This window comes from Paenibacillus sp. S-38 (genome assembly GCF_049942825.1).
GTDB lineage: Bacteria > Bacillota > Bacilli > Paenibacillales > NBRC-103111 > Paenibacillus_G.
On record NZ_CP187970.1, the window covers coordinates 6348134 to 6374448 of the forward strand.

The following is a 26315-nucleotide window of genomic DNA, read 5'->3' on the forward strand; positions in this document are numbered from 1 at the left end:
CCATAAAAAAACTGCCGATCATGTGTCGGCAGCTGCTCCCCGGATCGGCTAAACTAACAGCCTCGAGATCATATCCTTCATCGTTTTTTTACGGAGCGAGATGACTTCCTCTTCGGAGATATCCCCGTAAAACTTCCGAATCGCCTTGTGATGAGAGAAATAAAAATATACCGCACCCAGCAAGCTTACAACGAAATCTTCAGGATGATCGACCTTCCTGCATTCGCCGGTCTGGACGCCGAGCTGGTACAACCCCATCACCGTCTCGAAAAAGTAATTCTGGTGATGAAGCTGATGAAATATGTCTCGATCTTGTGCGACGCTTTGGTCCATAATCTTCACGAAATACGGGTTGTAATGAAGAAAATCAATGAAATGTTCCATGACTTGAATCAAGTTTTCCTGAATGGATTTACCTGTAGGCTCAATGGGAGCGGAAAGCGCCTTTTCGAATAAGTCGTTAATAACCGCCGTGAATAACTCTTCTTTACTTTTAAAGTGGTAATAAATCAAAGCTTTGTTCACATCGGCCATTTTTGCAATAGTATCGATTCTGGCCCCATCGTACCCTTTCTCCGCAAATTCCTGCAGTGCGGTTTGCAAAATTTTTTCTTTTCCCTGACTCATGCAGTGGTTCCTCCGTTGAAGAGCATCATTCCTACTACCTTTAGGATAACATATCCGCTACTTTCCGCGCGCTATCATAGCAAGGCATGCCAAGAGCCCCTGATCCTTCTGTAGAATCTCCAACCAGGTATAATCCCCGTACCGTGCGGCTTTGCAGCGGCAGCAGCTTGGCATTCGTTCTTCTGGCGATTCCGCCCACCATAGCCCTGTTAATAATCCGTTTGTTAACCACGTACTTTTCCCATCCCGGGTATACCTTATGGAGCAAAGCTTCAAATGCCGCTTGAGACCCCTTCGCGTGACTGTCGTCCAGCTGCTCCCCTTCGGTCAAAAACTTCAGTCCATTGATCAATTGTCCGCCGGCGGGTGCAGCCGAAGGATTGTTTATGCCGTAATCATTGATGTAGAAGCCTCCATCCAGATCCAGCAAATTGCCGATATCCCCGCGAAGCCTCTTGGAAAGCATAAGGTCATAGACGAACACATAATGAGCCGTTTGATTGACATACCCGCCGAACTCATCTGCAAGGGATGGATAACTTAGAAGCTTGCCTAGCTCTTTCGGCGGAACGTTCAGCACCACTTCATCGAATTCCACGTCTTCACCCGCGCATACGACGCCTTTCACTTGGTCGCCTTCAACGATAAGATCCGAGACCGGTTTTCCGAATAAAATACTGCCTCCATTGTTCGTAATCGCTTTTTGCAGCTCTCCCAGAAGGACGTCGTACCCCATATAGCTTAAAGGCTCATTTTTTTCATACTCACGGGCAGTTAATTCAACGAAACGATTCATCGAATACAAGTCCAGTGCGCCGTCGTAGACCGATAAAGCCGCATAAGCGGAAAGAACTTTGGCAATCTCGGGGTTGCTCACGTTGTCACGGATCCATTGGCCTACGGACAGGGTTTGCGGGAAAACCGGTGCTTGCTTTACCATCTGGTAAAATTGCTTCAAACACGTCAAATGATTGAATAAACCCGAAATCGCGGGGGAGGTCAGCGCACCGAAGCCAAGTGGACTTGAGATGACTTTGCCCTCCATAAAGAGCTTGAATTTGGACAAGCTTGCCTTCCTATACTCCATCGGCAGTTCCAGCTCACGAACGATGGAACGCATGGGTTCCTGTTTGGGAGCTAAGACCGCATGGGCGCCATAACTCATGGTAAAACCATTCTTTGAAACGACATGGCTTCTGCCGCCCGGAATCGGCGAACGTTCCATAACAACAACCCGGTTTCCTCGTTTCGCTAATAAAGCCGCCGTTACCAAGCCGCCTAGACCCGCTCCTACGATACCCACTTTTTTCATACCCTCAGCCTCCTGGAATTAGACTAACTTTTTAGTATAATTTTATCGTTAGAATCCCCCCTTTCGCAATGTTAATTGTGTCGTAATCGTGAACGATTTGGGATTTTTTCATCCTGCGTTGGTCTGCAGAAGCAGCATCGGTAGAGCGAGCGTGATCCTGACGGCGTAATCTGTCCCTTAACGTAATGAAGCTGCCGGTCATGTGCCGGCAGCTTCGTCCTGGTTGTTTTTGAGGTATCGTCTCCCGATAGAATTCCTGTAAAACGAATAATTTGGTCTTTGCAAAAAAACAAGCGCCTCGGTACGATGAGGTTGCACACGAGGTCATTGCCTCAAACCCATCATCCAGGAGGACGCTCTACTATGAAGTTTAAATCTCAAGACAAACAAAATCAACTCATTGAAAACATTACCTCTACCCACCTTGTTGTTGGCGTAGATATTGCCCAAGAAACCCATGTAGCTCGTGCAGTCAGCTACCGGGGCATTGCACTTGGAGCTCCAATCGACTTTGGTAATCACGACGAAGGTTTTCGTCTCTTCGGCCGCTGGATTCAAGATCTGCTTACGTCCTACAAGCTGAACAAGGTCATTATCGGCATGGAACCAACAGGTCATTACTGGTTGAGTCTGGCCCGGTGGCTTCAAGCTAAAGGTATTGAAGCCGTTCTCGTCAATCCCCATCTTGTCAAAAAGAACAAGGAAAATCGCGACAATACACCATCCAAAAGCGACCGCAAGGATGCTCTTGCCATCGCCGACATGGTTAAAAACGGCTACTATTCGCCTGTACGGTTTAACTCAGAGGCATACGAAGAACTGCGGATCCTCATGGCCAACCGGGATACGGTCACGAAAAGACTGAACAGTGCCGTGAACCAGCTGCATCGCTGGGTGGATATCGTATTTCCTGAGCTTCGGCAGGTCTTCAAAGTCCTTACCTGCATCAGTGCCATCGCCACTTTGAGGCTGTTTGCTCTACCGAAGGAGATTAGTAAGCTAACTCCTGAACAAGTAATTGCCGGTTGGAAGCAGTATGTGAAGCGTCATGCAGGTTTACGACGGGCTGAGCAGCTAATTGCCTTGGCAAAGCGCAGCGTTGGTGCTGTGCAAGCCCTGCACGCTTACAAGCTCCACCTGTGTCAGCTGCTTGAAGAATACGACTTGGCAACTCGCCAGCTTGAGTTAATTGAAAATGAGCTCAGACTCGTACTTGGACGAATTCCCTATGCCAATAAGCTGCTTGCGATTCGGGGAGTGAATGCAACCAGTTTAGCCGGCGTACTCGGTGAAGCCGGCGATCTAAGTGGATTTGCTCATGGTAATGTCCTTCTCCGTCATGCAGGTCTGAACCTGGCGGAAGCCAGTTCAGGGAAATGGAAAGGGAAAATGGTACTCAGTAAACGTGGCCGCCCTCGGCTTCGGCGCTTCCTTTATCTCATGACGATGTGTATGGTGATGACCAATCCGGATGTGAAGGCCCTGCACCAACACAATGTCCGAGAAAAGAAGCTGAAGAAAATGAAATCCATTATGAAATTGTGCGGCAAGGTAGCAAGAATGCTTGTTGGCCTGGCTAAAAGCAGCGAAGCCTACAGCTCCGCCAAAGTATTTCCACAGGCGGCTTAAATCGCACTTCTCACCGGTTGATGTATTCGCAGGATTAAGAAGCACGGAGTATCGGGAGGCATTGCGCAAAAGGGCTCGGACCCGTTCCGATAGAAAAACCGACCTCCTACCCCTTGGCTAGATGTGACGAAGGAATGAAAGGGCTTTGACCCATTGAGACGTGGGAGTGAAAATCGCTGGGGGCAGCATGGAGACGTGCAGGATATGGAATGATTTGGGTGACACCTACTTCACCTTTGTTCCTGCATGCCCTTTTAAGACCTTTCCAGGCTACCGGCTCCACACGTATCATTCTGTTGAACAATTAGCTAAGGTGTAATCCTGCGAATTCATGAGCTTGAGTGAGATTTTTGAATCATTTCGAGGGAGCGTAATGATGATAACCGGTCGTTCTGGCCCAGCTACCGTCATGTTGTGATTGGCTTGCCCTTTACAGTCCAATCATCTAGCAATGAAACTGCCCATTCAGCTTTATTGTTGATACTTCCGTATGCACCTTCCTTGAACACTAGCTACTTTGAAGTGCCGACTGCCTCAAGTTCTATAAGTGTGCACTCACTGACATTTGAGCATTCAGGCCGGGTAGCGAAAAGCTCGATTGTATCTCCTATGCTAGTCAGCTTCTCAACACATGCTGTATTCCATAGCTTTACATCTATTTCTTCGTAATACCTTTGCTGCTCGCTATTCGTTAAAACAGTGTCGTGGAATTCATCCATGAGTCTGTAATATTCTTTGGGTGACACCCACATTCCGATAATAATTGCTTCTGATGAGTCAGAGAGATTCCAACCGCCGACCTGAAGATAGAATCCTTGTTCGTTCGACAACCTGTTCCATTGTTGCTGTGCCTGATGGAACAGCGGCTTTACATTTTCAGGTACGCGGCATTTGATGCACTTAATAAGCGTATCTATTCCTCCTTGTTTATGTATTACATAGCAGTAACAGGATATTTACACATGTTGAAAAATATTGGCTTGTTGGCGTATTAACCTTTTCGTGCCGCATTAATTGCCTAAAGGAATAATACCACATATTGGAAGTATCCTGCCCGTTACTTCAATGAAGAAGGGAGCATCTGCCGCGCGCGGCGATCTGCTCCCTGGTTATTCCGCTATCGTTCTCCGTTAGCTTAACTCTCTTTTAACCACATAATAAAGAAGTCAATGATGCAGTGTGAGTAATCTACGTTAGAACTTAACTGAGGAACAAATAACGTACCAATGAAAAACTTATGCTCAGGTAGGGATAACGACAGGAAAATGTGGATTTACAACAATAAGGAAATTCCAAATTAAAAAGCCCAACTTCTCTGCAAAACAAAATAGAGAAAGTGAGCTTTTCAGTTACTTCATTATTTTTATTTGAACTAATATAGAACTGCTAAGTTGATTTTTTAGCTCAGCTATTTATTGAATTCATTAGCTGGAAGAAGTATTCGGGTTTATGAGTCTTATTTAGGTTATACCATGAATGTAATGTATCTGGTGCAAATACATCTAATTTTTTCAGTACTTCCATCGCAAATTCCAGAGGAGCTATTCCTGATGCAGTAACTAAATTCGCATCAGACACCGCAGTTCCCCCCTCATAGAACTTTTCTCCTTTATAGTTAGGACATACCATTTTAGTGTATTCTAAATTATTACTTGTGTGCTTTCTAGTATCTAAGTATCCCATATTCGCAAGGGCCTCAGTTGCTCCACAAATTGCAGCAACAATAGTGCCAAACTTTAAGGCTTGGCCAATTCTTTCCAAGATAGGTTGATGAATTTCTTCATTCCAAGTAGTCCCTCCTGGTAAAATTAAAAGATCTTTACTCTCAAGAGTACATTCATCAAGGGAAATATCTGGTTTTATGTTCAGTCCTCCCATAGTAGTAATCATTTCTTTATTAGCCCCTACTGTAATTACTTTTAAAGGTACTAAATCTTTTTTGAAGTATCTTCCTGAGTTTAGTTCAGCAATTAAATATCCATATTCCCAGTCCGACATTGTATTAAATACATATAAAAAAACTTTTTTTGTTTGCATCCAATAACACTCCAATCACAATTGATATAGCCAACTATAGCATTACTTCCCTGACACCTAGCGTCAGGGAAGTAATCAAATTTGATGAAATTTAATTAATTCCGACAAAACTTCAATCATTCTTTTCTTAAGGCTGATTGGCTCAATAACTCGAATAGATTTACCGTACGTTAAAAGTAAATAAGGTACATATGTATGTATCATATCTTTCTCAAGAAGAAATACTGCTTGATTTGAAGTCCACTCTTGTAAATAATGTCCTAAAAACCAATGTTGGCAAATATCAGCTAATACACTTTTATCCCCATTAATAACCAAAGAAATAATCCCTTCCTTATCTTCTATAGTTGGAAGCAGATTTTTCATAAAAAAGACACGTGCTGAAAAATTTTCTGGCCGGTTAAACTTATTTTCGGTTAGCATTAGACTTTCAATTCGATCTACTCTAAAACTACGGATATCATTCCTAAGATGACAAAATCCAATCACATACCACTTATTATTCCAATAGATAATTCTGTACGGATCGACCAATCTATAATTTAATTGCTTTTCGCCACTTTTATGGTGAAGAATTTTTACTGAGTACCCGTCAGCTACGGCCTGCTCCAACTCCTTCAAAAAAGGTTCCATAGAGAATGAACTTAATCGACTTATTACTTCAAGACTAGTTAAATGTTGGTTTATCTTTGTTTCCTGCTCTTGATTTGAGTATTTACTTAGTTTGGAAATGGCCCTATTTAGTGCTTCACCTCCATAATATCCGGCTTCTTCTGCAAAAACAGCAGCGTGAAATAGTGAAGTTTGCTCCTCAAAATCAAAAAAAAGAGGAGCCTCAATAAAATTGTTCAATAAAGTGTATCCACCGTTATGTCCCGGTTCTGAAATTATAGGTACGCCACTTGTTGAAATTGTATCAATATAACGATACACAGTCCTTATATTCATCTCTAACTTTTCTGAAATTTGTTTTGCAGTAATTTTTTCACCTGAACGAAGCATCCATAGAATTGCTAACATATTGTCAATTTTAGGCATATAATTCCACCTCTATATGAAGTTTATTTTCTATTATACATTTCCGATTTTTGGTAGATAACTCATCAACTGTTCCTTCCGATAGCTTTCTATACAATGAGGCCCTAGACACATTTGTGAATATGTCTGGTTGCTGTTCCTTTCCCTGTGATTAGATAGCTCGATTACGTCTCCTAATCATACAACTAATTGGAAGTATCCTGCCCGTTACTTCAATGAAGAAGGGAGCAGCTGCCGCGCGGCGATCTGCTCCCTGGTTATTCCGCTATCGTTCCCAGTTAGCGTAAAACGTGCGGAAAGCTTATATCCTTATGTCACTGTATTAACAATAGTCAGGTGGGGGAATGTTACAGGTATCTTTTATTTGTCGGAGGAGTTAGGATGTTAAAAGTAATTAGGGTAATGCTTATAACCGCTGTTTTACTAACGGCCCCTTTAGCTATTGCAATAGCCCAGCCTTCACAAATACCCGGAAAATGGCAGGATATACAATGGATCGCAATTGGGTCTGACCCAGACAATCGGGAAGAGAAACTTGAGCGAATACTGACTGCCGATCTTCAAGGAAGGATATTAGATGCTCTCCTTGAGAAGAAATATCTAATTGCAAGCCAAGACATATACTATGTAATTGATCCCTTTCAAGTTAGGGATATAAGGAAAGATGAGCGTGGTATTGATGAGTTGGATATCTTGGTGGCAGTAAAGGATAAAGATCGAATAGAAGTAAGAAAGTTCTTAGTGACTTTCCGCCATATTTATGGAAAAGGTTTAGTAGTTACCGACTGTAAAAAGCTTTAGATTAAGAGAGGACTGTTGGTTAATCCGTTAGGGATAAGAGGCTGCCGGAATGATACGGCAACCTCCTTTTGTGTTTATGATGATGCTATCGTTCCCCGTTAGCTTAATAGCCCCTTTACTACGCTATTTTTCCCTTTAATAAATTGCTGGAGTTGGTTTATAAAATCATCAAGTTGATTCAACTCAGTAACTACGCATGAGTGTGAGCGCATTTTATCAGGTGGGCTGTCTTTATTATCAAGTATAAATTCAATCCCGATATGCCCTCGTTTATCTTGTACATACCATCTTGTATGTACATAATGGGTTGTATTTTCTTTATCCTCACCAGATGACCAAACGTACTCATTTTCTGACAGTGACGAAATCAATGACAAGCCCCGTCTTAATTCATCTAACTCAATATTGTCTGTGTAGAATCTTATTTCTGAAACACAATAGATCGAACGAACTTCAAGACTTACTTCAAAAAAATGTTCATCTTCCCAAACCTTTATAAGAGTGACCCCTGTATTCAACAACGAAAGTCAGCCATCCTTTGTAATAAATATTTTTCTTACGGAAATCCGCCCGTTACTTTAATAGAAAAAAGGCGACCGATCATCTTAGCTGCCGCGGTGTCTTATTCAGCTATCGTTCCCAGTTAGTTGAATGATGCCCTCGACTAATTGACGCATGAATCGCGTCCAGGCTTAAGCCATAAAACCTCATATCCCATATTACTTAGTATCTCTAGCCCATCATTGAACTCAATTCTGCTTTTTTCATTCCACCCATTTCCCAAACCATACAAAATAAACCGCTTAACCGTTCTTGGGTAATGTAAATTAAAACTCTCAGTATCACCCGATAACACGTTCTTTAAGTGAACACCAACTAATAGCGGGCTTCCCGAAATTGGGTCATCCCATGTACAAAAGTTGAATGTACATGTCATGTTTTTAAGTCCCTTTAGCGATATAGAAAGAGAAATTTCGCTTACACCTTGTTGATACTTTTGGTTAATTACATAAACGTATTTTTTCTCTTCAATATTGATTTCCCTTGTCTTTTTCTTCATATCCTCAGCACCTATTTTGAATTCGCAGTATCGATCAACTAACGTCCTCCGATAGTTCAGTCAACTCGTTCTACATCCAATTTCCCGATTGCTTCAGAAAGGGCATTTAAAAGAGCTCTTGCTTCGCGTATATTCATTGATACTTCTGCATCTCCGGCCTTGCATTCAGATACAGTAAGGAGAAGATTACTCCCCATAATACTTACAATTACCAGGCCTTCGTCTTCTTGATTCACGTTCAACCTTAAATTGATGATCGGCAGTCTTTCGTTGGTATGCAAATAATGACCTCTTCTCGATATTTGTTTTTATGAATGAGGCAATCAACCAATGTCTCCCGTTTAGTTCAATTCAACTTACTTTCAATAATACTTAAGAATCTCCAGTATGCCATGAGATTTTCATCCTTTGTATCATATAATGAACCAACCTCTTTATATCTACTTGGCGTTAATATTAAATCAGAATTGTAAATCAATTGATGTAACTGTTTAAATATTATGCCAGCCGTATGTATTTTTACATGATTTGTGTGTGAGTCTAGTTCTTGCTCAATATTGACTTCCACTGTCTTATCATTCCGGACATTGAATATCTTCGATAAGCGGCTATTTAGAATGATCCATTCATTAATTAAATGATCCTTCTTTTCTGAAAAGTTACATTGAACAATAATTCCATCACTAATATACAAAAGCATTTTTATTAATTCTTTTGGAATGAGTGAAGGAGTTGTAATATTAATTTTTGTGTTTAACTCATCTAATTTCTCGTAAAGCTCATTGAATTTCTTTTTATCGATTATTGAGTATGGTCTTAAATCAAGACAGATGCGTATTCCAATTTCACTTATTGATTCGATAGTGTTGTCCATTCAAGTCTGCTCCCTAATATTCTTAACAGATTGTATGAATTATTAGCACTTAAACTCGGGGTCAGCTACCGCCGGTTTGCTCTCTGGTTGTACAACTAACGTTCCCCGTTAGTTGAATTTATTTATGCATTCATTGCTAAGAAGTCTATAAACTTATCGTGCAATTCAATGCCATCTCGAAGTGAAGATTTGGTTTCCTTTACGATCAAATCGACCTCGAAAGCCAGGTCACTATAACCATCAATTAACTCCAATATACGGTAGATTACCTCTTCTGCCAGTTCTTCATGAGACGTTTCAATCTTTTCTTGTAGTTCTGTGTCTATTCCTGAAGACTTATCAAGCTTAGAAAGTGATATTGCAACACAAGTTTCTTTAATTAACTTTAGATTCTCAAGAAGTAAAACCTGTTTCTCATCCAATGACAGCTCACCGCCTGTCTACTATGGTATCCTGCCCATTACTTCAATGGAATTTTGGCCGGCTGCTGAAGAAGGGAGCAGCTGCCGCGCGGCGATCTGCTTCCTGGTTATTGCGCTAACTTTCCCAGATAGCTTAACGAGTAATCTCACATGACCAATCTTTTGCATGTTTCATAGTAATATCGATAAACATGGATAGAGCTGGGGAAATCCACTTATTTTTATGATAAGCAACTTGGGAGAAAATTTGTTTAAAACCACCTTCGCAGGAAATAATCTTTAACCTCCCCTCCTTGATTTCATCTTTTACAGTTATTAATGGTAAACAAGCAATACCAAGCCCACTCATTACACAACGTTTCATCGCTTCAATACTCCAAAGTTCCATTGTGTATGAAGGTACAATTCCCCTGTCTCGAAGATATTCTTCAAACATGGTTCGATAACTGCATTCTTTCTCATTGGTAATGAAACACTCGCTTATCTTTTGATTTTCGCAGCTTTTATCTAAAATACCCAGAGAACAATCAGGACTTCCAACAAGGACTATTGGTTCGTCCAATAACGAATGGGTGATTAAATCCAAATCCTGTAACTGTGGCATCATGAAAAATGCAATATCTGCACTACCATTTAATAGTGCCTTTTTGTTATCTCCACAGGTAGCGTTACTTAGACTGATGCTTACATGAGGAAACTTCTTTCTATATTCACGTAATATTGGTTCTAAGCGATATACAGTTAATGACTCAGGAGCAGCTATTTTTAACTCTCCACGAACATCCTTTTCTTCACTTGCAATGCTTTCAATCTTGCTATAGGTGTCTAAAATTTCTTGTGTGTACGGCACCATCTTTTTTCCAACATCAGTAAGCATTACCTTACGCCCCATTCTTTCAAACAAAGGTGCACCTATTTGTTGCTCAAGTGCCTGAATATGGGAAGTAACTGTCGATTGAGTATATCCTAAATGCTCTGCCGCTTGTGTAAAGCTACCGAATTCAATGACCTTTTTAAACGTAACAAAATGACGTATTTCCATTCCTTCACCTACTTTAATTTTCATATATATCCTCATAGTATCAAAAAAATCAATGGATAACTTCATAAAATTCAATTTTACTAATAATATGTTGCGAGTTAAGGTTAAGAAGGAATCAGAAAAAAGAGGATACTGATGAAAGACGATATTGGATGCGGATGCACTTGAATTTGATATCGTTAAACAGCAACCTTTATAAACACACTTGGAGGAGGAGTTAATAAATGATTAAGATTTATGATGATAAATATAAAGAAGAAGTCATTAATTTAATACTGCACATTCAGAACGTTGAATATGGCGTAGGGATTAGTGTAGAAGAACAACCAGACATTTTGGATATTCAATCAAACTATATAAACGATGGAGGGAATTTTTGGGTAGCGTTAAACGATAACGGTGAAGTTGTAGGCTCTATCGGTTTGCAAAAGAAAACGAACGAGGTTGTCGTTTTAAAGAAATTTTTCGTTTATAAAGATTACCGTGGTAAAGAGTTTGGGATAGGAACTAGGCTTTACGAAGCTTTGCTTGATTTTGCGAAAAAACAGGGGTTTTCTAAGGTAATTTTGGACACTCCGTCTAAAGCTACTCGGTCACATGGTTTTTACAAAAAGGTAGGATTTAAGGAGATTGTAAAAGAGAATTTGCCGATTAAATATGATTACCCTGATAGAGATTCACTTATTTTCCAATTAGACTTATCTAAGAATTAAGATCGGACAATTGGTGTAAAAACGGTAGAAAATCCTCAACCCTTCATTCATTAGGGTGAGGATTTTGCCTTTAATTTTAAGGAGTAAACTAAGGAGGGGTTATTCAAGTAACCTGCCCATTACTTCAATGAAGAAGGGAGCAGCTGCCGCGTGGCGAACTGCTCCCTGGTTATTCGCTAACGTCTCCAGTTTGTTGAACGACCAGGAGCCACCGATGGGCGATTAAAATACAAGAAAATATCTCGGTGTCTTGTTTTTATACTCAGTGTATTGTCGTTGAAACATATTCTCCAAATGCTTTTCTTCCTGAAGGATAAGTCGGTGAATCGAAATCAGATTCATTAAGCAGACAATCAAAGTGACTAAGTTTGGATATGTAAAAAGTAATCCGATGAACATGAGATTGAATCCTACGAATGCCGGGTTCCTGCTGTATTTATAAAGTCCGTCAGTAATAAGCTGTGTTTTTGTATGTTGGTCTATCCCGACTCTCCAAGAGTTTTTCATTGTAATCATCGATAATATGAAGAAAACAAGACCCATTGTAATCACAAGCAAACCGGTATAACTAACGGTTTTGTTCTGAAAAAGGTACGGTACATATTCGGCAAACCACTCACTAAATAGGGATTCCAAAATCCACACTGCACCCCATAAAAAAGTTGATGTCTTAACCCAGAATTCAGAGCTGTCTACAGCTCTCCCTTTGTTTCCCTTCGCTAATACCAGTGCTTTTATCCCAGCTCGTTTATTCATAAGTACCAGTTTCAAAAGATAGGCGGATAAAAATATAAAGAATACGATGAGTGAGATAATATTAATGGCCATTCTTTCTGCCCCTTCCCTGATAAAGTTTAATCGAGCCCCCTCATGTAGGGAGCTCGTTACATCACTTCATAAGCAGGAGTCGCATGCTGTTTAATATGACAAGGATAGCTGCGCCCGTATCACTGAGAACAGCGATCCATAGCGTAAGCCAACCAGGGAAGATAAGCAGCAAGGCTATCGCCTTTATAATCAGAGAGAACCAGATATTTTGCTTAATGATTGTTAAGGCCTGCCTGCTTAACTTAACCGTGTAAGGGAGTCTCTCCAGATTATCAGCCATTAACACAATATCTGCTGTTTCCATTGCCGTATCTGTACCGGCTCCCCCCATGGCAATACCTACATGAGCAGCTGCCAGTGCAGGAGCATCATTAATTCCGTCTCCCACCATGGCTATTTTATAGCCTTCCTGCTGTAATTGGCGTATCCCTTCCACCTTATTCTCAGGAAGCAGTTCCGCAAAGGTTCGACCCACGCCAGCTTGTTCCGAGATTTTAGCTGCCGTTCCCTTATTATCGCCGGTAAGCATCACCGTTTGCCGGATTCCCAATGCTTTCAATTTTTTAATCGCATCCCTGGAAACCGGTCGAATGGTATCAGAAACTGCAATAACTCCTAGAAGGTTTTGATCGGTACCAACAATTACGATGGTATTGCCTGATCCTTGTAGTTCCAGCAGGGTTCTATCAAGAGAATCCAATGACAAATGCAAATCTTCTTGAAAAAGCCTTGCATTCCCCGCGAAATAATTCTTCCCTTTGATGGATGCCCGTGCCCCTTTTCCTACAATCGCTTGATAGGATTCACCAGCGTGCGAGCCTATTTGTTGTTCATCTGCAAATTCAATAATCGCACCGGCAATCGGATGTTTGGAATGTTCCTCAATTGTTCTGGCTATTGAGATCAGCTCATCCTCTGGAATGCCGAACCCCTTTACAAAAGAGACCTTTGGTTTACCTTCGGTTAAGGTTCCTGTCTTATCAAATGCAACAGCATCGATCTTTCCGGCCATCTCGAGCGAGGAACCGCCCTTAATCAAAACGCCTTGTTTTGCAGCGTTGCCGATAGCCGAAACAATAGCAACCGGGGTGGAAATCACCAGCGCACAAGGGCAAGCAACGACGAGCAGCTCTAGCCCTTTATAAAACCAATCAGACCAGGACCCACCGGCAAATAACGGAGGCAGTATCATGATGATCAGAGCCAGTATAAACACAACCGGCGTGTAAATCCGGGCAAACTGATCCACAAATGTTTGTGTCGGTGCTTTTTTATCTTGGGCTTCCTCCACCATATGGATGATTCTCGCCACGGCCGAATCCTCGGCTAGCTTCGTTACTCTAATCTCAAGGGAACCATTTTCGTTGAACGAGCCGGCATACACCATACTACCGGGCTCCTTATCTACAGGAACGGATTCACCTGTAATGGGAGCCTGGTTGACCATCGACAGCCCCTCAATCACTTCGCCGTCCAAGGGAATTTTCTCCCCCGGTTTAACTACGATCCGATCACCCACGGAAATATCTTCAACTGGTTTTCGGGTCATGCCGGAATTGGTCTTCAACCAAGCATCTTCGGGAGTCAGGTCCATCAGGCTTCTAAGTGTATTTCTTGTTTTATCGATGGACCTTGTTTGCAGCATGTTCCCAACGGCAAACAACCATACGACAGTGGCTCCTTCAAGCCATTCGCCTATGAAGGCCGCACCAAGTGCAGCTGCGGTCATGAGCACATTCATATCTAATGACTTGCTTTTTATGGCATAGAAAGCACTTTTTGCCGGTTTATAGCCTGCGATGGCCATCGAAACTGCGTACAGGACAGTGATAAGCCAGCCTGTAACTCCCGTTAAAGATCCCAAGTACCCTAGAGCAAGCAGTGCACCGGAGAGGATGGTCAGCGATGAGACTCCTTTTGCAGGAAGTGCTTCAACTTGGCCGCGGCGCTTTGAAACCAAAGAGGCTTTGTAGCCGAGCTTATTGACCTCACTGACGATCTCCGATACCTCATTCGCATGCTCGATTTTCATGGTTGCGCTAGAGAAATTAATACTTACGGACTTCACATACGGCTTTTCCTTAAGATGATTCTCAATAGTCAGGGCACTTGAGCTGCAGTCCATGCCTTCGATTCGATAATTACGGATGCTCCCGTTCGTTTCCATCGCTTCAGCCTGATATCCAAGCTTTTGAAGTTCGTGGGGAATTTGTTCAAATACAGCCGGATCCGCTGCAGCAACCTGCATCTGTGTGGTGCTGTAGTTCACTTTGGCACGGAGAACATGATCGAGCCTGCTCAGACTTTTCTCAATGGTGACAGCACAAGCAGGACAGTCCATCCCATGGACACGATAAGTTTTACTGATCCCTTCAGCTGCCCGCTCAGCGGTATGTTCTTCAGTGATAAGGGAACTATGGGTATCATCACAGCAAGATGCTGTCCCTTCACCGTTGCTAGAGCAGCAAGGATCAGAAACCTTTGGCTGTGAGGAAGTAGTAACCGTGAAGTCTAACGTTTTTTTAAAAACCGGTAGTGACCTCGGCGCTTTATCATTCTCCTTGGACGTCTCATTGTCTTTCATAGGAACTCACCACTTTCCTTTAATCAAGTTTTCGCTGATGATCTGCCGGAGCTCAGTCCTTACTTTCTGTTGATGTACACGTTAGTTTCTCGACTGTCTCGCAGCAAGCAACCAGGGATTCAACCGGCTTCAAAGCTGCTTCGAACATGTGAAGAAGGCTGATGATGTCTTCGCTTTTGATGGAGTAGAAGACAAACTTCCCCTCCTGCCTCCCCTCCACAATCCCACAATCCCGAAGACAGGCGAGATGCTGAGATGCCCTGGATTGGGTAACACCTATCTCTTCAACAATTTGTGACACGGTTTTTTCCTCTTGTATAAGCGAATGAAGAATTTGAAGTCTCGTCTTATCGGCAAAACCGCGGATGAATTTTGCTGTTACTTCAAGGTGCTCCATAATGACTTCTCCTCATATTCATTGATTTTAATACGTTTTTGTTTTATCATATTAGCATTGATTAATATGATGGTCAATTAGGCGAATGAATATTTTACGAACAGGGAGTGCGACGTTGAAAAAGTTACTTGTGATTTTATTGCTTCTGCTTGTCTTTCCTCAAAGTGTATTGGCTCATACTGGGTTGGAAAGTTCCTCTCCTTCCACAGATGAAACACTTCAAAATCCGGTTACGGAAATAACAATGAAATTTAATACAGAACTCCAGCCGCTGAGCACCTTTGATGTGACCGTTAATGGCAGTGACAAAGTGCCGATCGATAAGGTGACGGTATCCGGAGCAACGTTAAAAGGGATATTAAAGGAACCGCTCACCAAAGGTACCTATACGGTCAATTGGAAGATCCTCGGCGAGGACGGCCATATCGTTGAGAAGAGTTATTCCTTCCGTGTGGATGCAAAGATTCCGGAGACAACAACTCATGGGCAGCCAGCACCTAAGGAAACTCCAGCAGCTGCTGCTGCAGCTCCAGATGCTGCGCAATCCAAACAAGCCCCCCAAGAGTCGGTCAGTCCTTCAGGCATAGCTGCCGTGGTTGGCGTACTGTTCCTCATCATTCTGGGTGCTGTCCTCATGAAGAGGAGAAATTCATGATTGCTTATATAACTGAAGCCCTTTTGTATTTGTGTTATGCCGTTATCGTAGGTACCCTTATGATGAAGGTTATCCCTGAAACGCAAAGGCCCACGATAACCGTACCTTGGCCTGTCCTCCTAGCTGCCGTATTAGGGATACCCATCCTTTCGTTTGTTCCTGTATATAAGATCACCTTGTTCTACCAAGAAGCATTCCAAACGGATTTTTGGACCATCTTTTACGATGTACTTTTCGACGTGAGTGTTGGTACTGCTTGGCTTTGGGTGCTTGGATTCTCGGCGGCCCTCCTTATGATTCTTGGACTTCCCGTATTCAGGGAAGATAAAGCCACGCCTTACGTAGGGCTGCTGCTCATGCTAATTCTTATTGGTTGGTTTGGCTGGGGAAGTCATACCAAGTCCTTATATGAGTGGCCTGGGTTTCTTACACATACCGTTCACTTTTTAACTGTGATTGTATGGATTGGGCTCTTGATGGTTACGGCCTGGTTCTCAAGCAGCACTTCAAATTGGCCGAGATTTTTAAAATGGTTCAGCCCACTTTCAATAGCTTGTGTGGGTGCAGCCATTGCAGCCGGGTTTATCCTTTCTGCGTATCTGGCACCGGAGTATATGAATTCCTGGATGGTTCCGTATGGACAAGCTCTACTGATCAAACATATCCTCATCATTCCATTGTTAGCCCTGGCTTTTGTTAATGGCTTTGTTCTGCCGCGGAGGATGAAGGGAAACAACAGCTTTAATCCCATCCCCTGGCTGAAGGCGGAGAGTATGATAGCGTTCGGCACCTTTATAATAACTGCGATTATGGGACAGCAGGATCCACCACATGATGTACGTTTATTCCTGAAGGAGGCTCCCCCATCGTCGTTATTTACTTCCATATATCCCGGTCAGTTCTCGCCTGATATGACCATTTCCCTTGGAATGCACGTTACCGGTATAATCTTGGCTGCTTGTTCGATGATATTGCTGCTTTTGATTGTTCGCTCCAAAGGTAAAAGCAGTTTTACACTTATCTACAGTTTGCTTTTTACGGTTTCAACCTATTTTTCAGTTATGTTCTCTATTCGTTAGGAGGCTCATGAAGACATGAAATTCAAAGCATTGTATCCTTTCGTTTTCATTATTTGCTGTTGTCAGTATGGCTGCCTGTGGAAGTAAAAGCAGTCCTGAACCCGCGGCACACGCGGGGGCCCATCATGGAGATTTGCAGGAGAAAACAGCATCGGTGGATGTACTTCCTACATTTTTGAAAACTCAGCCCGAACAAACTCAATTGATCTATAAGATCGCCGGACAAACCCTCGATAAACTCCAATGGATTCCATGTTACTGTGGATGTGGTGATGAGGCCGGACATCAAAGTAATAAAAATTGTTTTGTCAAAGAAGTAAATGATGATGGAAGTGTAGTCTGGGATGATCACGGAACAAGGTGCGGAGTTTGTATGGAGATTGCAGTCACCACCGCCCAATTGAGTAAGGATGGGAAGTTGATCAAAGAGATTCGGAATATCATTGATTCCCAATACAGCAAGGGCTACGCCAAGCCAACGGAAACTCCTATGCCCCTGTAACACAAAAAGGCACCCCTCTTGAGGTGCCTTTTTTGTGTACATATTTTTCCGAGGGTAGACTACGTTAACCTGCCCCCGTTACTTTAACGAACAAAGGAGCAGCAGCCGCGGTGGCAAACTGCTCCTGGTTGGATCTGAACTAACGTTCTCATATGCTTTAATACCCAGAGGGCAGCTGCCACACGGCGATCTGTCTCTGTCCTTCGATTGGCTAGCCTCCATTACTTCTAATACAAAGCCAAAACAAAAAACCAAAAATCCCTGAAGTAACGAAGGTTAATATCCAACCTAGTCCAGTATCTTTGTTTATGAAAGCACGTATTGCGTTTAGAAAGCACACCATAAATAAAAATGCTGGCAGATAAATAAATATAAATTCCACGATATCCCCACCCCGGCCGTTGTCAACTTAGACCCAATTTTAACATATTTCTCCACTATCCTGCCCGTTACTTCAATGAAGAAGGGAGCAGCTGCCGCGCGGTCCGCTCCTGATTATTGCACTATAGTCTTCCGGTAGCTTAATGCTAATCACCATTAATCCGGACTTTATGAACCTTTTTATCCGATACAGCATCCAACAACAACTGAACAGCTATATGGTGTTTTTCGGATAACAATGGCTTATAGTTATTCAAATCATTAATCAAACCATCAAGTGTTTTCCCACTAAACTCCACATTAGTACAGTAATAGTCGTGTAGATTTCTGAGATATGAGTAACTCGCCCATCGTTGACCGGATGAAAATATATCTTTATGTAACTCCTCATTCATTTCATACACTGAAAGGAGCCGATAGCTAACGTCATATACCAAGAAGTCTAATCCCATACAAACCTCCTTCCTTACTAGCCCTGAAATTAGTTTGAAATAACACCCAGGCTTCATTCTCATGCTGGATTATTACGCTTACGTTGTTAATCACTTAAGAGATTCCATGAATATGCATTCCCTTACTTATTTGTCTCTCCAGCAGAATACCTTTGATGATAAAAGTTTTTCTGTCCTCAACGTTTGCGTAACTTGGAACTGTGACATATCCCATCTCAATCTACATCATAGAAACTGAGCGTGAAAAGCTGCCGATCGTGCCGGCAGGTTTGTCCTGATTTGCTTGAAGGAACTAACTTCCCCCCGCAGCTTAACGAGTCATGGTAAAAAGATGAATCTGGTCAAAACACTTTGCCTCAAGAATATGACAATTGATCGATCTTATTTTAGTTAGAACTTCCTTTGCTTTGGTAGTTAATTCTGTTTCAAAGTCATTCCATAATATCGTCTCATTGATAATATCCTCGGAGATCAATGCTCAACTTACTAACGATTAGTTCATTATCCCTTCTAACAAACTCTAGCCAAGTCCAAGAATTTTCAATATACTTTAATGTTATATATTGGATCTTTTGAAGTCCCAAGTATGCGTCGATAAGAAGTTCAAAATGTGTGAGTACACCCACCTTTTTAGGAGTAAAATACTTCAAAATGTTCACCCCATGACACGTGTAACTCGGCAGCCGATTGCAGCCGTTGTATTATGTGAAGCTATGTCTCCCGTTAAGACGTGTGGGCTTGGTCAAAATTGCTCCAAGACAGGTATATACATAGAATGGTTAATGTAAAAAAGATAACCGAGACACGAGTGTTTCTTCGGAACTTGATGCCATATAAAGTGAAGAAAATTGCAACAGCAAACTTCGCGGCGCTCTGGTAATATCCATTATGCGAAAAGTATGAATTGCTAAATACTATGGCAACCAGCAGCGTTGAAGAGGTAAGTAACTTAAACCAAAGAGGCTCCCTTAAGAATTGTTTATACATAAATTTAATCCTCATCATACTATCACCCCCCCAAGATTCATACTTATTTCAAATCATAGCATATAGCACCAGGGAAGCTTATAGCCGCCGCGGTGGCAAGCTCCTGGATGGCTTTGGACTAACGCTTGAAGTATATGCTCTTTTCCTCCAGTTATCATAGTTGATTACGTGTCCGTCTTCCTAGATTCCCCTGTATGCTGTGCAATGTAATGTTCTCCCACCTTGACCAACTGCTCCATAAGGGGTTGCAACCCCCTCCCGAACTCCGTCAGATTGTACTCCACCTTCGAAGGAATGACGGCATAAACGGTACGTAGAACGATCCCGCATTCTTCCAACTCCCGGAGCTGGGTGGTCAGCACATGCCTAGAGACTTGTGGAATCAAGCGCTGAAGTTCACCGAACCGTCTGGTTTGCTGGGACAATTCGTATATGATTCTTGGCTTCCATTTCCCGCTGATCATGTGAAGACCCACGTCTGCAGGGCAGCCAAATGTTTCATCCTGATATGGCATAGATCCCTCCTGATGGTCAGTTATTTATGACTATGTCATTCTATTCTGCGTACTTATATTCCCATTTCCCTTATGCTAAGCTCGCTTATGTAATCATCATACCGAAAGAGGCGATCTTATGATATCCCCTACAGAAGAAATCAAGGTGATGAAGCCCGAGGATATGAATGCGGCATTTGCCTATGCCTTCAATTCAGGGAACATTGAGCTACTGCTTGCTTTATACGAACCGGACAGCATACTGATGGATTTGACCAATCAACGAGTGCAGGGAATGGATGGTATCCGTACAACTCTCGCCCAACTGCTGAAGCTGCAGGGTCGCATGGTATCCACGAACATCTACTGCCTTCCTTTTGAAAATATCGCTTTGCTGCGAGCCCACTTTATCCTCCATACGGTGAAGGAGGACGGTACTCCGTCTCAGATCGAAGGCCACACTACGGAGATTGTCCGAAAGCAGCCCGACGACCGCTGGCTTTATATTGTGGATCATCCGTTTGGAGCGGATCCTCTGCAGGCGGCGGGACCTGAGCAGCATCCCTGAATATACATACAGGTGGTTGAGCAGAGCTATTCCCCTGTTCAACCATCCGTATGTTTAACTTCAACGATCCCAGCTGTGCCACCAGCCGTCCTCAGACGAGAGGACAAAAAATAACGACAGCCATGATTGGCTGCCGTTCGTTTTTAATTACCAGACTTTTGCATATTCCTCTCCGGCTGCGGGTTCTAACCAGTCTGGATAGTTACCACTTCACCTGTTTTGAGGAATTTGGTAAGTCAATTGGCGTAAGAGCTGCTCGGCGGGGCCGGCGTAGTTAGCGCGCTGCATGAACTCAGCAATTATTATGGATACGATCCATGTCAGCCAGGCGACAATATCGCTGCTAAGTTGATTCCCAATAGCGCCCAGACCGCCTATTCCCTCCGTGAAAACAATAAAGAACACGATCGATTGGAAAATATAAAACGTTAAGGATCGCTGACCAAGAGCTGCGACAGCCCTTGTCAGCTTGCTGCGCACTATTCTTGGACTCCCAGCGATAAATCCAATAAGAGCAGCCCAGCCGATTCCCCCAGCATAGCCGGTAACCGTATGTAAGGAACCTGCAATGGCTGTTGCTGCTTCGGAAGGGGAATTCCAGTACAGTGAGGACAAAAGCGCAAACGGTATGCCGCCGAATGTGGAAAGCGCAAGACCAACCGCTGCCGTCCGCAGGAGGAGGCTTTGGTGCAGCTCCGGATGATCCAGCAGCTTCTTCCTGCCTGCCCAGATGCCAAGTGCCATAGCCGGTATAACTTGATGCAGTAGAATCACACTGTAGAGAGCCCAGTTGAACGATCGAGTCAGAATGGTATCTACGATGCCGGCTGAAGCAGCTATTTCTGGAGCTGCAGTCACATGACCCCATTCATATTCACCGCGTGTAATCTCAGAACCAAGAACGGCCGCCAGCAGGAGGGTTGCTGCGGCGATCCAAATCAATTTCTTATCCGATAAACGAAGGAACCAGAAAAAGATGACCGTTGCCATGCCATACAGTCCGATGGTAATGTCGTAAAGCGATACTGCATGTGCAAAACCAAGAAGTAGCAGCCACCAGCCCCGACGAAGGAACAGTTTGCGTATAAAGGGCCAATCATGACCCTTCACTTCTTGGCGGTGTAATAATTGGACCATTCCATAGCCAAATAGAAGAAAAAATACAGGAAACGCCCGGCCGTCAACAAAGATCTGCCGCAATAATACGATCATTCGATTTAAAGTGGTTGCTTCGAGGTTTAATAGATTCTGATTAGCATGAGCCAGGGCAATGAGCAGCAGCATAAAGCCTCTGGCCAGATCCGGCGCAAGCTTGCGCCCGCTGCTGGAGGATGATGGATTACCTTTCGCATCATTGGACATCGAATGGCCGATCCTCCCATTCCATACTGTATTCAAGAAAGAGTGCCTTCTTGATGATGTTGGGTTTGGAACCCACCCGTGGACAACCCCATCATACCGAGGCGCTCCTTTTTTGACAAGCCGACTGCTTAGGCTGTACAGGAAGGTTTAGCCTAACGATCCATCACTGATAATACCATATACGATTCCACAAACTTTATGTTACAGAATGTTAAATACGGGGCGTCCTTTATTTTTAGATTATCTTGCAAAACCCGAACATGAGCTCCATGCTTGTCCTGCCGGCCGTTTAGAGCAATGACCCGAACCTAATTTAGGTTACGGATCTCTCAAGAAGAATAGTGCTGATTAGAGTCAGTTCTAACACTCAAAAATTCATTGACATATAGTTCTTTCCTTCAACAAAACCAAGATTTTCATACATCGGTTTAGCCATATCAGACGAATGCAGCAGGATTTTTCTAATTCATTGTGTCTTCAAATCGTCAATTGCAGCAGTAACAAGTTTGGAAACTATCCCCTGACGACGGTAAGCTGGAATTGTGAAAACATTAGTCATGTATGCAACCATTCCCGAAGGTTTCTCAAATCGTGGCGCAAGTCGACATATGCAAAAACATACAGTTGATACAACTACTCCGTTATCATCAGCAACCCATACAACAAGTGACTTGTCTGATAATGAGGAATCAAAGTAGTTTCTATATGTTTCATCCATACTACTGTTGTCCTCATGGCCCAGTAATATCTTGCGAAAATCCGGACGTGCAGGTTCGTTTTGCTCATCTGGCGAATAATTGACATAGGCCGATTTACTTCGAAACGGAGAGGATGAAGGTGCGGTACGAAATTTGCGAATCTGCCTATTTCGACAGGATTACCCGGGCGAATCCGAGGGGGGAGCAGCGATGCCGAAATCGAAACGGCTCATGGAGCTCATGATGACGGTGAACCGTAAACGGAAGTTCAAGGTTCAAGAACTGGCAGACGAATTTGGTGTCTCCACGCGGACGATCCTGCGGGATTTGCAGGAACTGAGTGAGCTTGGAGTGCCGCTTTATTCGGAGGTGGGGCCGCACGGAGGGTATCAGGTGGTGAGGGAACGGGTGCTGCCGCCGATTGCTTTCACCGAGGGCGAGGCCGCTGCAATGTTTTTTGCCATGCATGCACTTCGCCACTATCCCTCGCTGCCGTTCGATGCGGAATCTGCCTCGGCCTTGAGCAAATTTTATCTGCACATGCCGGGTGACGTTCGGGACCGGATCGATGGCATGAAAGAGCGGGTCGATTTTATCACGCCGACGCGGCGGTCCGATGCCCCGTTCCTGTCCGCCTTGCTGGATGCCGCCGTAAAGCAGAAGGTGCTTGCAGTTTTATACGAATCGAAGGAGGAAGGCACGACCAGGCGTCGAATTCAGCCGGTTTTCCTGTATGCGCACAACGGCTTCTGGTACTGTACGGCATATTGCTTACTGCGCCAGGGCTACCGTTTATTCCGCTGCGACCGGATCCGCGATGCGGCAGACGATCCGACCGAGCCGCTTAAACTGAGCGATATCCGCATGCCCCGGCATGAGGCAGCGTCACCAGCGGATGCCGTAAGGTTGAGAGCCGAGCTGACCCACATCGGTACCCAGCGCTGCGAAGCCGAGCTCTGGCTCTCACCCATGCTCCATGTGCGTGAGGACGGGTCTGGAGCGATTGATGCGGACATCAACCGGGACGACATCCCATTTTATACTGGATTTTTTATTTCGCTGGGAGACGAAGTCAAGCTGAGCGAGCCGGCGGAATTGAAAGAATCAATCCGCAGAAGGCTGACCGAGCTTCTTAATAAATATCAGGGATGAAGACGGAATGATCCTGCTTATTGCACTGTCCCGTCCTTCACTTCGTCTCTTGGGGTAAAGATTTGAATTGTTATGCCAAATCGGTCCGTTACGATGCCTAAAGCTGGGCTGAAGTACACTTCTTGCAAAGGCATCACCACTTGGCCGCCCTCCAGGAGAGCATCAAAGAAGCGGGCCGATGTTCTGGTATCGGGGGTTGTGATGCAGATCTGCAGGCGATTCCCAGTCTCATTCGGATTGTCCGAAATCGAATCCGCTACAAACAATTCCGCCTCCCCGATTTTTAAAACAGCATGTGCTACTAAGTCTTTTGCGTGTGTCGGCAGCGGGTGTGATGGATCCTCGGGTCCTTCTCCGAACGTTTGCATAAATACCACTTTGGCCTCCAGCGCGGATTCGTAAAATTGAATTGCTTCCCTGGCATTTCCATTCAACGCGATAAACGGTGTAACTTGAAACGTCATGATAAAGCAGCTCCTTCTGGTTTAATTTAGCTCGGACTGTAATGCCGGGCTCGAACTTATTGTATCGCCTATTCGTGACAGATCTTGTCACAAACTTTTTTTTAGCTTGAAAGTACAACCAAATCAACAGTTTGCCTGTTACATTAATGAAGAAGGGAGCAGCTGCCGCGCGGCGAACTGCTCCCTGGTTGTTGTGCTATCGTTCTTTGATAGTTCAATAACATAATAATTAAGGTCAAAGCATCGATGACTATAAACGTCCCTCCACGACCTGTTGTAAAACTAAATCAATTTTATCTTTGATTTCATTCACACTCCTCGAGCTGAATGTAAATAGAGGATCGTCCCATTTTTCCGGCTGGATTTCCTTCTCAACTAACTCCACTAACATAATCTTATATTGACCATCTGGATGGAATGACGGGTACCAGCCAAGGTCTAGGATTCTTCTGTGGGCCTGGCTGGAGATTTGCAAAATATCCTCGTCCAGGTCTATTTCATACTTAAAGGTATCATCAGTAAATTCTTCTGTTGAGAGCTCAAGAAAGTTATTATAGGATACCATCCATCCTGACGGTATTCGTAATGGGACTAATTTAGGTTTCACAGAGTTTCCACGCCCTTCGTAGACGAATGTGGTGCAAATAGCGCAATAATCTGCTGCCTCGCTATTGAACACGTATTCTGTTAAAATCTGACCTTGTCCCAAAACCTGATTGCAAACAGTTTCCCTCTGACCTGCTCACTGGGATCGCAATGACATGATGAATGAATCGAGCTCATCAGTCTTTGCGTTACTTTTAAATATATCCCCTTGAATATTCAAATTACTTGGGTACATAATGTCTCCATTCTGTGTCTTTATTAATAAATTATACAAATATCCGTAGCCGTTTTCTTGTTTTTCAGATATGTATAATTTTAATTCACTCAGCCTTTGAGTAATCTCATTAACATTTTTCAGATCATTGACCTCCGTCTTTGTACCATCACCATATTGTATCGAGATCGACATAACTGACTTAAAATCATTATTTAATAATTCCCTGAGTTCTACACTTTCGTCTAAGCGATAACTACCTAGTAATATCTTATTGCTCAACTCGTCAAATTCGATGGGCAATTTCAACGTTTCAGCAATAAGTCTTACTGACACATAATTGTTCCCATGATAATTAAATACTTCATATGGTCCTTTCTCAAGATCTATCTCCGCATTCTTATACAGTAACTTCACATTTGTACGCATAACTTCCTGAATATCAGAGGCATACGAAACAGCCGATAGTGAAATTGAAATTCCAAGTAAAAATCCCATTACGAATTTTTTCATAAGTTTCATCCTCGCTTAACTGTTTTAAAGGGTGTCTATTCACCACTGCCGTTAAGACGATTAAAACCGGTATGTTGTTGCATTAACCTGCCCAACCATCCATACTCTGGTTTATAAAAGGCAATGAATTGCACGGGTTAGAAGTATGTAAGTAAAGTGCATAACATGTTGGGTATTCAGAGTCTAAACTATCCAGGCTCGAAATGGTTTGGAGTTGGCTAATTCAGATGCCATTCATGGTAAAATATGCTTGCCCTCGTTAGAGAAAGTTCACACTTAGGAGGAATTGAGAATGACCGCTCAAAGAGTCAGCCTGCGTCCTTTCGAAACGGAAGATATAAAAGAGCTTCATCGATGGTCCAATGACCCGGTTTCCATCCTGTTGGTTGGCAGAGTTCAACAAACCTACGAACAAATTGAACGGCAAGTTATGAGTAAAAGACAAAAAGGAGATCTTCTGCTAGCAATTGAGAATGAAGAAAATAAACTTATTGGCTGGGTTTTCTTTAAAGATATCGAACATGAGCACGGCAGAGCTGGTATTGGAATCCTTCTAGCCCAAGAGGCTCGCGGACAAGGTTACGGAAAAGAAGCGATGAAAGCCATGATTACAATAGGCTTTAACCAACTCCGGTTACATAAAATTTATCTAACTACAAGAGGGTTAAATGAACAGGCGATAACGCTGTACAAAAAAATTGGATTTGTTGTCGAAGGAAAATTGAGAGAGCATGCATTTTGTAATGGCCAATATTATGATACATATTATATGGGAATGTTAAAATCCGATTGGCAGATATCCAACAAATCTTAAATATGTCTTT

At 43.2% G+C, this 26315-nt stretch carries 29 protein-coding genes; 9 read left to right on the forward strand and 20 right to left on the reverse strand.

Going from position 1 to position 26315, the window contains the following annotated elements:
• Positions 1 to 48: 48 nt before the first annotated feature.
• Both ACP26L_RS27805 and ACP26L_RS27810 read right to left on the reverse strand, forming a co-directional pair.
• Entirely contained in the window at positions 49 to 627 is a 579-nt protein-coding gene (locus ACP26L_RS27805) for a TetR/AcrR family transcriptional regulator (RefSeq protein WP_426448307.1), read from the reverse strand.
• 40 nt (positions 628 to 667) lie between these two features.
• Positions 668 to 1939 carry a phytoene desaturase family protein gene (locus ACP26L_RS27810; RefSeq protein ID WP_426448309.1) on the reverse strand — a complete coding sequence of 424 codons (1272 nt, stop codon included), beginning with the start codon at positions 1937 to 1939 and terminating at the stop codon, positions 668 to 670.
• Between the two features lie 363 nt (positions 1940 to 2302).
• Here ACP26L_RS27810 and ACP26L_RS27815 point away from each other — a divergent pair, with 363 nt between their 5' ends.
• On the forward strand, positions 2303 to 3568 hold the full coding sequence (locus ACP26L_RS27815; protein WP_426448311.1) for an IS110 family transposase: 1266 nt from the start codon (positions 2303 to 2305) through the stop codon (positions 3566 to 3568).
• 512 nt (positions 3569 to 4080) lie between these two features.
• Here the strand turns inward: ACP26L_RS27815 and ACP26L_RS27820 are convergent.
• The 3 genes from ACP26L_RS27820 to ACP26L_RS27830 form a co-directional block, all read right to left on the reverse strand.
• On the reverse strand, positions 4081 to 4524 hold the full coding sequence (locus ACP26L_RS27820) for a DUF4937 domain-containing protein (RefSeq protein WP_426455115.1): 444 nt from the start codon (positions 4522 to 4524) through the stop codon (positions 4081 to 4083).
• A gap of 448 nt (positions 4525 to 4972) precedes the next feature.
• Positions 4973 to 5605 carry a type 1 glutamine amidotransferase family protein gene (locus ACP26L_RS27825; RefSeq protein ID WP_013914528.1) on the reverse strand — a complete coding sequence of 211 codons (633 nt, stop codon included), beginning with the start codon at positions 5603 to 5605 and terminating at the stop codon, positions 4973 to 4975.
• Positions 5606 to 5680: 75 nt separating this feature from the next.
• The gene (locus ACP26L_RS27830) at positions 5681 to 6643 is read right to left on the reverse strand and encodes a helix-turn-helix transcriptional regulator (RefSeq protein ID WP_426448314.1); all 963 of its coding nucleotides are present in this window, start codon (positions 6641 to 6643) and stop codon (positions 5681 to 5683) included.
• 381 nt (positions 6644 to 7024) lie between these two features.
• Here ACP26L_RS27830 and ACP26L_RS27835 point away from each other — a divergent pair, with 381 nt between their 5' ends.
• Positions 7025 to 7444, forward strand: a complete 420-nt coding sequence (locus tag ACP26L_RS27835) for a hypothetical protein (RefSeq protein WP_426448316.1) — start codon at positions 7025 to 7027, stop codon at positions 7442 to 7444.
• 98 nt (positions 7445 to 7542) lie between these two features.
• Here ACP26L_RS27835 and ACP26L_RS27840 read toward each other — a convergent pair whose 3' ends face one another.
• The 6 genes from ACP26L_RS27840 to ACP26L_RS27865 form a co-directional block, all read right to left on the reverse strand.
• Positions 7543 to 7962 (reverse strand): hypothetical protein, encoded by a 420-nt coding sequence (locus ACP26L_RS27840; RefSeq protein ID WP_426448317.1) that lies wholly within the window; start codon positions 7960 to 7962, stop codon positions 7543 to 7545.
• Between the two features lie 146 nt (positions 7963 to 8108).
• Positions 8109 to 8504, reverse strand: coding sequence for a hypothetical protein (locus ACP26L_RS27845; protein ID WP_426448319.1), 396 nt, complete (start codon positions 8502 to 8504; stop codon positions 8109 to 8111).
• Between the two features lie 56 nt (positions 8505 to 8560).
• Positions 8561 to 8785: a hypothetical protein gene (locus ACP26L_RS27850; protein WP_426448321.1), complete on the reverse strand. Its 225-nt coding sequence runs from the start codon at positions 8783 to 8785 to the stop codon at positions 8561 to 8563.
• 65 nt (positions 8786 to 8850) lie between these two features.
• Positions 8851 to 9378: a hypothetical protein gene (locus ACP26L_RS27855; protein ID WP_426448322.1), complete on the reverse strand. Its 528-nt coding sequence runs from the start codon at positions 9376 to 9378 to the stop codon at positions 8851 to 8853.
• Between the two features lie 122 nt (positions 9379 to 9500).
• Positions 9501 to 9800 (reverse strand): hypothetical protein, encoded by a 300-nt coding sequence (locus ACP26L_RS27860; protein ID WP_426448324.1) that lies wholly within the window; start codon positions 9798 to 9800, stop codon positions 9501 to 9503.
• 133 nt (positions 9801 to 9933) lie between these two features.
• Positions 9934 to 10866: a LysR family transcriptional regulator gene (locus ACP26L_RS27865; protein ID WP_426448326.1), complete on the reverse strand. Its 933-nt coding sequence runs from the start codon at positions 10864 to 10866 to the stop codon at positions 9934 to 9936.
• Positions 10867 to 11066: 200 nt separating this feature from the next.
• Between ACP26L_RS27865 and ACP26L_RS27870 the strand changes: the two genes are divergently transcribed.
• Positions 11067 to 11555, forward strand: coding sequence for a GNAT family N-acetyltransferase (locus ACP26L_RS27870; RefSeq protein ID WP_426448328.1), 489 nt, complete (start codon positions 11067 to 11069; stop codon positions 11553 to 11555).
• Positions 11556 to 11777: 222 nt separating this feature from the next.
• On the opposite strand, the gene ACP26L_RS27875 is transcribed toward ACP26L_RS27870, so the two are convergent.
• The 3 genes from ACP26L_RS27875 to ACP26L_RS27885 all read right to left on the reverse strand — a co-directional run bounded on the left by ACP26L_RS27875 (position 11778) and on the right by ACP26L_RS27885 (position 15364).
• The gene (locus ACP26L_RS27875; RefSeq protein ID WP_426448330.1) at positions 11778 to 12383 is read right to left on the reverse strand and encodes a methyltransferase family protein; all 606 of its coding nucleotides are present in this window, start codon (positions 12381 to 12383) and stop codon (positions 11778 to 11780) included.
• A gap of 61 nt (positions 12384 to 12444) precedes the next feature.
• Positions 12445 to 14967: a heavy metal translocating P-type ATPase gene (locus ACP26L_RS27880; RefSeq protein ID WP_426448332.1), complete on the reverse strand. Its 2523-nt coding sequence runs from the start codon at positions 14965 to 14967 to the stop codon at positions 12445 to 12447.
• A gap of 52 nt (positions 14968 to 15019) precedes the next feature.
• A complete protein-coding gene (locus ACP26L_RS27885) occupies positions 15020 to 15364 on the reverse strand; it encodes an ArsR/SmtB family transcription factor (protein ID WP_426448334.1) in 345 nt (114 codons plus the stop codon).
• Positions 15365 to 15479: 115 nt separating this feature from the next.
• Between ACP26L_RS27885 and ACP26L_RS27890 the strand changes: the two genes are divergently transcribed.
• The 3 genes from ACP26L_RS27890 to ACP26L_RS27900 all read left to right on the forward strand — a co-directional run bounded on the left by ACP26L_RS27890 (position 15480) and on the right by ACP26L_RS27900 (position 17600).
• On the forward strand, positions 15480 to 16019 hold the full coding sequence (locus ACP26L_RS27890) for a copper resistance CopC family protein (protein WP_426448336.1): 540 nt from the start codon (positions 15480 to 15482) through the stop codon (positions 16017 to 16019).
• Positions 16016 to 17098, forward strand: a complete 1083-nt coding sequence (locus ACP26L_RS27895; protein ID WP_426448337.1) for a copper resistance D family protein — start codon at positions 16016 to 16018, stop codon at positions 17096 to 17098. The genes ACP26L_RS27890 and ACP26L_RS27895 overlap by 4 nt, the downstream gene beginning before the upstream one ends.
• Positions 17099 to 17165: 67 nt before the next feature.
• Positions 17166 to 17600, forward strand: coding sequence for a PCYCGC motif-containing (lipo)protein (locus tag ACP26L_RS27900; protein ID WP_426448339.1), 435 nt, complete (start codon positions 17166 to 17168; stop codon positions 17598 to 17600).
• Between the two features lie 1984 nt (positions 17601 to 19584).
• Here the strand turns inward: ACP26L_RS27900 and ACP26L_RS27905 are convergent.
• Positions 19585 to 19935 carry a winged helix-turn-helix transcriptional regulator gene (locus ACP26L_RS27905; protein WP_426448341.1) on the reverse strand — a complete coding sequence of 117 codons (351 nt, stop codon included), beginning with the start codon at positions 19933 to 19935 and terminating at the stop codon, positions 19585 to 19587.
• 118 nt (positions 19936 to 20053) lie between these two features.
• Here ACP26L_RS27905 and ACP26L_RS27910 point away from each other — a divergent pair, with 118 nt between their 5' ends.
• The gene (locus ACP26L_RS27910) at positions 20054 to 20482 is read left to right on the forward strand and encodes a YybH family protein (protein WP_426448343.1); all 429 of its coding nucleotides are present in this window, start codon (positions 20054 to 20056) and stop codon (positions 20480 to 20482) included.
• Between the two features lie 210 nt (positions 20483 to 20692).
• Here the strand turns inward: ACP26L_RS27910 and ACP26L_RS27915 are convergent, their stop codons facing one another.
• Positions 20693 to 21844, reverse strand: coding sequence for a DUF418 domain-containing protein (locus ACP26L_RS27915; RefSeq protein ID WP_426448345.1), 1152 nt, complete (start codon positions 21842 to 21844; stop codon positions 20693 to 20695).
• A gap of 466 nt (positions 21845 to 22310) precedes the next feature.
• Positions 22311 to 22562: a GNAT family N-acetyltransferase gene (locus tag ACP26L_RS27920; RefSeq protein ID WP_426448346.1), complete on the reverse strand. Its 252-nt coding sequence runs from the start codon at positions 22560 to 22562 to the stop codon at positions 22311 to 22313.
• A gap of 190 nt (positions 22563 to 22752) precedes the next feature.
• Here ACP26L_RS27920 and ACP26L_RS27925 point away from each other — a divergent pair, with 190 nt between their 5' ends.
• Positions 22753 to 23694: a helix-turn-helix transcriptional regulator gene (locus ACP26L_RS27925; protein WP_426448348.1), complete on the forward strand. Its 942-nt coding sequence runs from the start codon at positions 22753 to 22755 to the stop codon at positions 23692 to 23694.
• Positions 23695 to 23711: 17 nt separating this feature from the next.
• On the opposite strand, the gene ACP26L_RS27930 is transcribed toward ACP26L_RS27925, so the two are convergent.
• The 3 genes from ACP26L_RS27930 to ACP26L_RS27940 all read right to left on the reverse strand — a co-directional run bounded on the left by ACP26L_RS27930 (position 23712) and on the right by ACP26L_RS27940 (position 25491).
• Positions 23712 to 24158, reverse strand: coding sequence for a VOC family protein (locus ACP26L_RS27930; RefSeq protein WP_426448350.1), 447 nt, complete (start codon positions 24156 to 24158; stop codon positions 23712 to 23714).
• 250 nt (positions 24159 to 24408) lie between these two features.
• Positions 24409 to 24867 (reverse strand): hypothetical protein, encoded by a 459-nt coding sequence (locus ACP26L_RS27935; protein ID WP_426448352.1) that lies wholly within the window; start codon positions 24865 to 24867, stop codon positions 24409 to 24411.
• A gap of 33 nt (positions 24868 to 24900) precedes the next feature.
• A complete protein-coding gene (locus ACP26L_RS27940) occupies positions 24901 to 25491 on the reverse strand; it encodes a hypothetical protein (protein ID WP_426448353.1) in 591 nt (196 codons plus the stop codon).
• A 292-nt stretch (positions 25492 to 25783) separates the two neighbouring features.
• Between ACP26L_RS27940 and ACP26L_RS27945 the strand changes: the two genes are divergently transcribed.
• Positions 25784 to 26305: a GNAT family N-acetyltransferase gene (locus tag ACP26L_RS27945; RefSeq protein ID WP_426448355.1), complete on the forward strand. Its 522-nt coding sequence runs from the start codon at positions 25784 to 25786 to the stop codon at positions 26303 to 26305.
• Positions 26306 to 26315: the final 10 nt, after the last annotated feature.

Coding starts and splice junctions, on each gene's coding strand:
- ACP26L_RS27805 (WP_426448307.1), bottom strand. CDS start 627: ATGAGTCAGGGAAAAGAAAAAATTTTGCAAACCGCACTGCAGGAATTT.
- ACP26L_RS27810 (WP_426448309.1), bottom strand. CDS start 1,939: ATGAAAAAAGTGGGTATCGTAGGAGCGGGTCTAGGCGGCTTGGTAACG.
- ACP26L_RS27815 (WP_426448311.1), top strand. CDS start 2,303: ATGAAGTTTAAATCTCAAGACAAACAAAATCAACTCATTGAAAACATT.
- ACP26L_RS27825 (WP_013914528.1), bottom strand. CDS start 5,605: ATGCAAACAAAAAAAGTTTTTTTATATGTATTTAATACAATGTCGGAC.
- ACP26L_RS27830 (WP_426448314.1), bottom strand. CDS start 6,643: ATGCCTAAAATTGACAATATGTTAGCAATTCTATGGATGCTTCGTTCA.
- ACP26L_RS27835 (WP_426448316.1), top strand. CDS start 7,025: ATGTTAAAAGTAATTAGGGTAATGCTTATAACCGCTGTTTTACTAACG.
- ACP26L_RS27845 (WP_426448319.1), bottom strand. CDS start 8,504: ATGAAGAAAAAGACAAGGGAAATCAATATTGAAGAGAAAAAATACGTT.
- ACP26L_RS27855 (WP_426448322.1), bottom strand. CDS start 9,378: ATGGACAACACTATCGAATCAATAAGTGAAATTGGAATACGCATCTGT.
- ACP26L_RS27865 (WP_426448326.1), bottom strand. CDS start 10,866: ATGAAAATTAAAGTAGGTGAAGGAATGGAAATACGTCATTTTGTTACG.
- ACP26L_RS27870 (WP_426448328.1), top strand. CDS start 11,067: ATGATTAAGATTTATGATGATAAATATAAAGAAGAAGTCATTAATTTA.
- ACP26L_RS27875 (WP_426448330.1), bottom strand. CDS start 12,383: ATGGCCATTAATATTATCTCACTCATCGTATTCTTTATATTTTTATCC.
- ACP26L_RS27880 (WP_426448332.1), bottom strand. CDS start 14,967: ATGAAAGACAATGAGACGTCCAAGGAGAATGATAAAGCGCCGAGGTCA.
- ACP26L_RS27885 (WP_426448334.1), bottom strand. CDS start 15,364: ATGGAGCACCTTGAAGTAACAGCAAAATTCATCCGCGGTTTTGCCGAT.
- ACP26L_RS27895 (WP_426448337.1), top strand. CDS start 16,016: ATGATTGCTTATATAACTGAAGCCCTTTTGTATTTGTGTTATGCCGTT.
- ACP26L_RS27900 (WP_426448339.1), top strand. CDS start 17,166: ATGGCTGCCTGTGGAAGTAAAAGCAGTCCTGAACCCGCGGCACACGCG.
- ACP26L_RS27905 (WP_426448341.1), bottom strand. CDS start 19,935: ATGCCATATCAGGATGAAACATTTGGCTGCCCTGCAGACGTGGGTCTT.
- ACP26L_RS27910 (WP_426448343.1), top strand. CDS start 20,054: ATGATATCCCCTACAGAAGAAATCAAGGTGATGAAGCCCGAGGATATG.
- ACP26L_RS27915 (WP_426448345.1), bottom strand. CDS start 21,844: ATGTCCAATGATGCGAAAGGTAATCCATCATCCTCCAGCAGCGGGCGC.
- ACP26L_RS27920 (WP_426448346.1), bottom strand. CDS start 22,562: ATGGATGAAACATATAGAAACTACTTTGATTCCTCATTATCAGACAAG.
- ACP26L_RS27925 (WP_426448348.1), top strand. CDS start 22,753: ATGCCGAAATCGAAACGGCTCATGGAGCTCATGATGACGGTGAACCGT.
- ACP26L_RS27930 (WP_426448350.1), bottom strand. CDS start 24,158: ATGACGTTTCAAGTTACACCGTTTATCGCGTTGAATGGAAATGCCAGG.
- ACP26L_RS27940 (WP_426448353.1), bottom strand. CDS start 25,491: ATGAAAAAATTCGTAATGGGATTTTTACTTGGAATTTCAATTTCACTA.
- ACP26L_RS27945 (WP_426448355.1), top strand. CDS start 25,784: ATGACCGCTCAAAGAGTCAGCCTGCGTCCTTTCGAAACGGAAGATATA.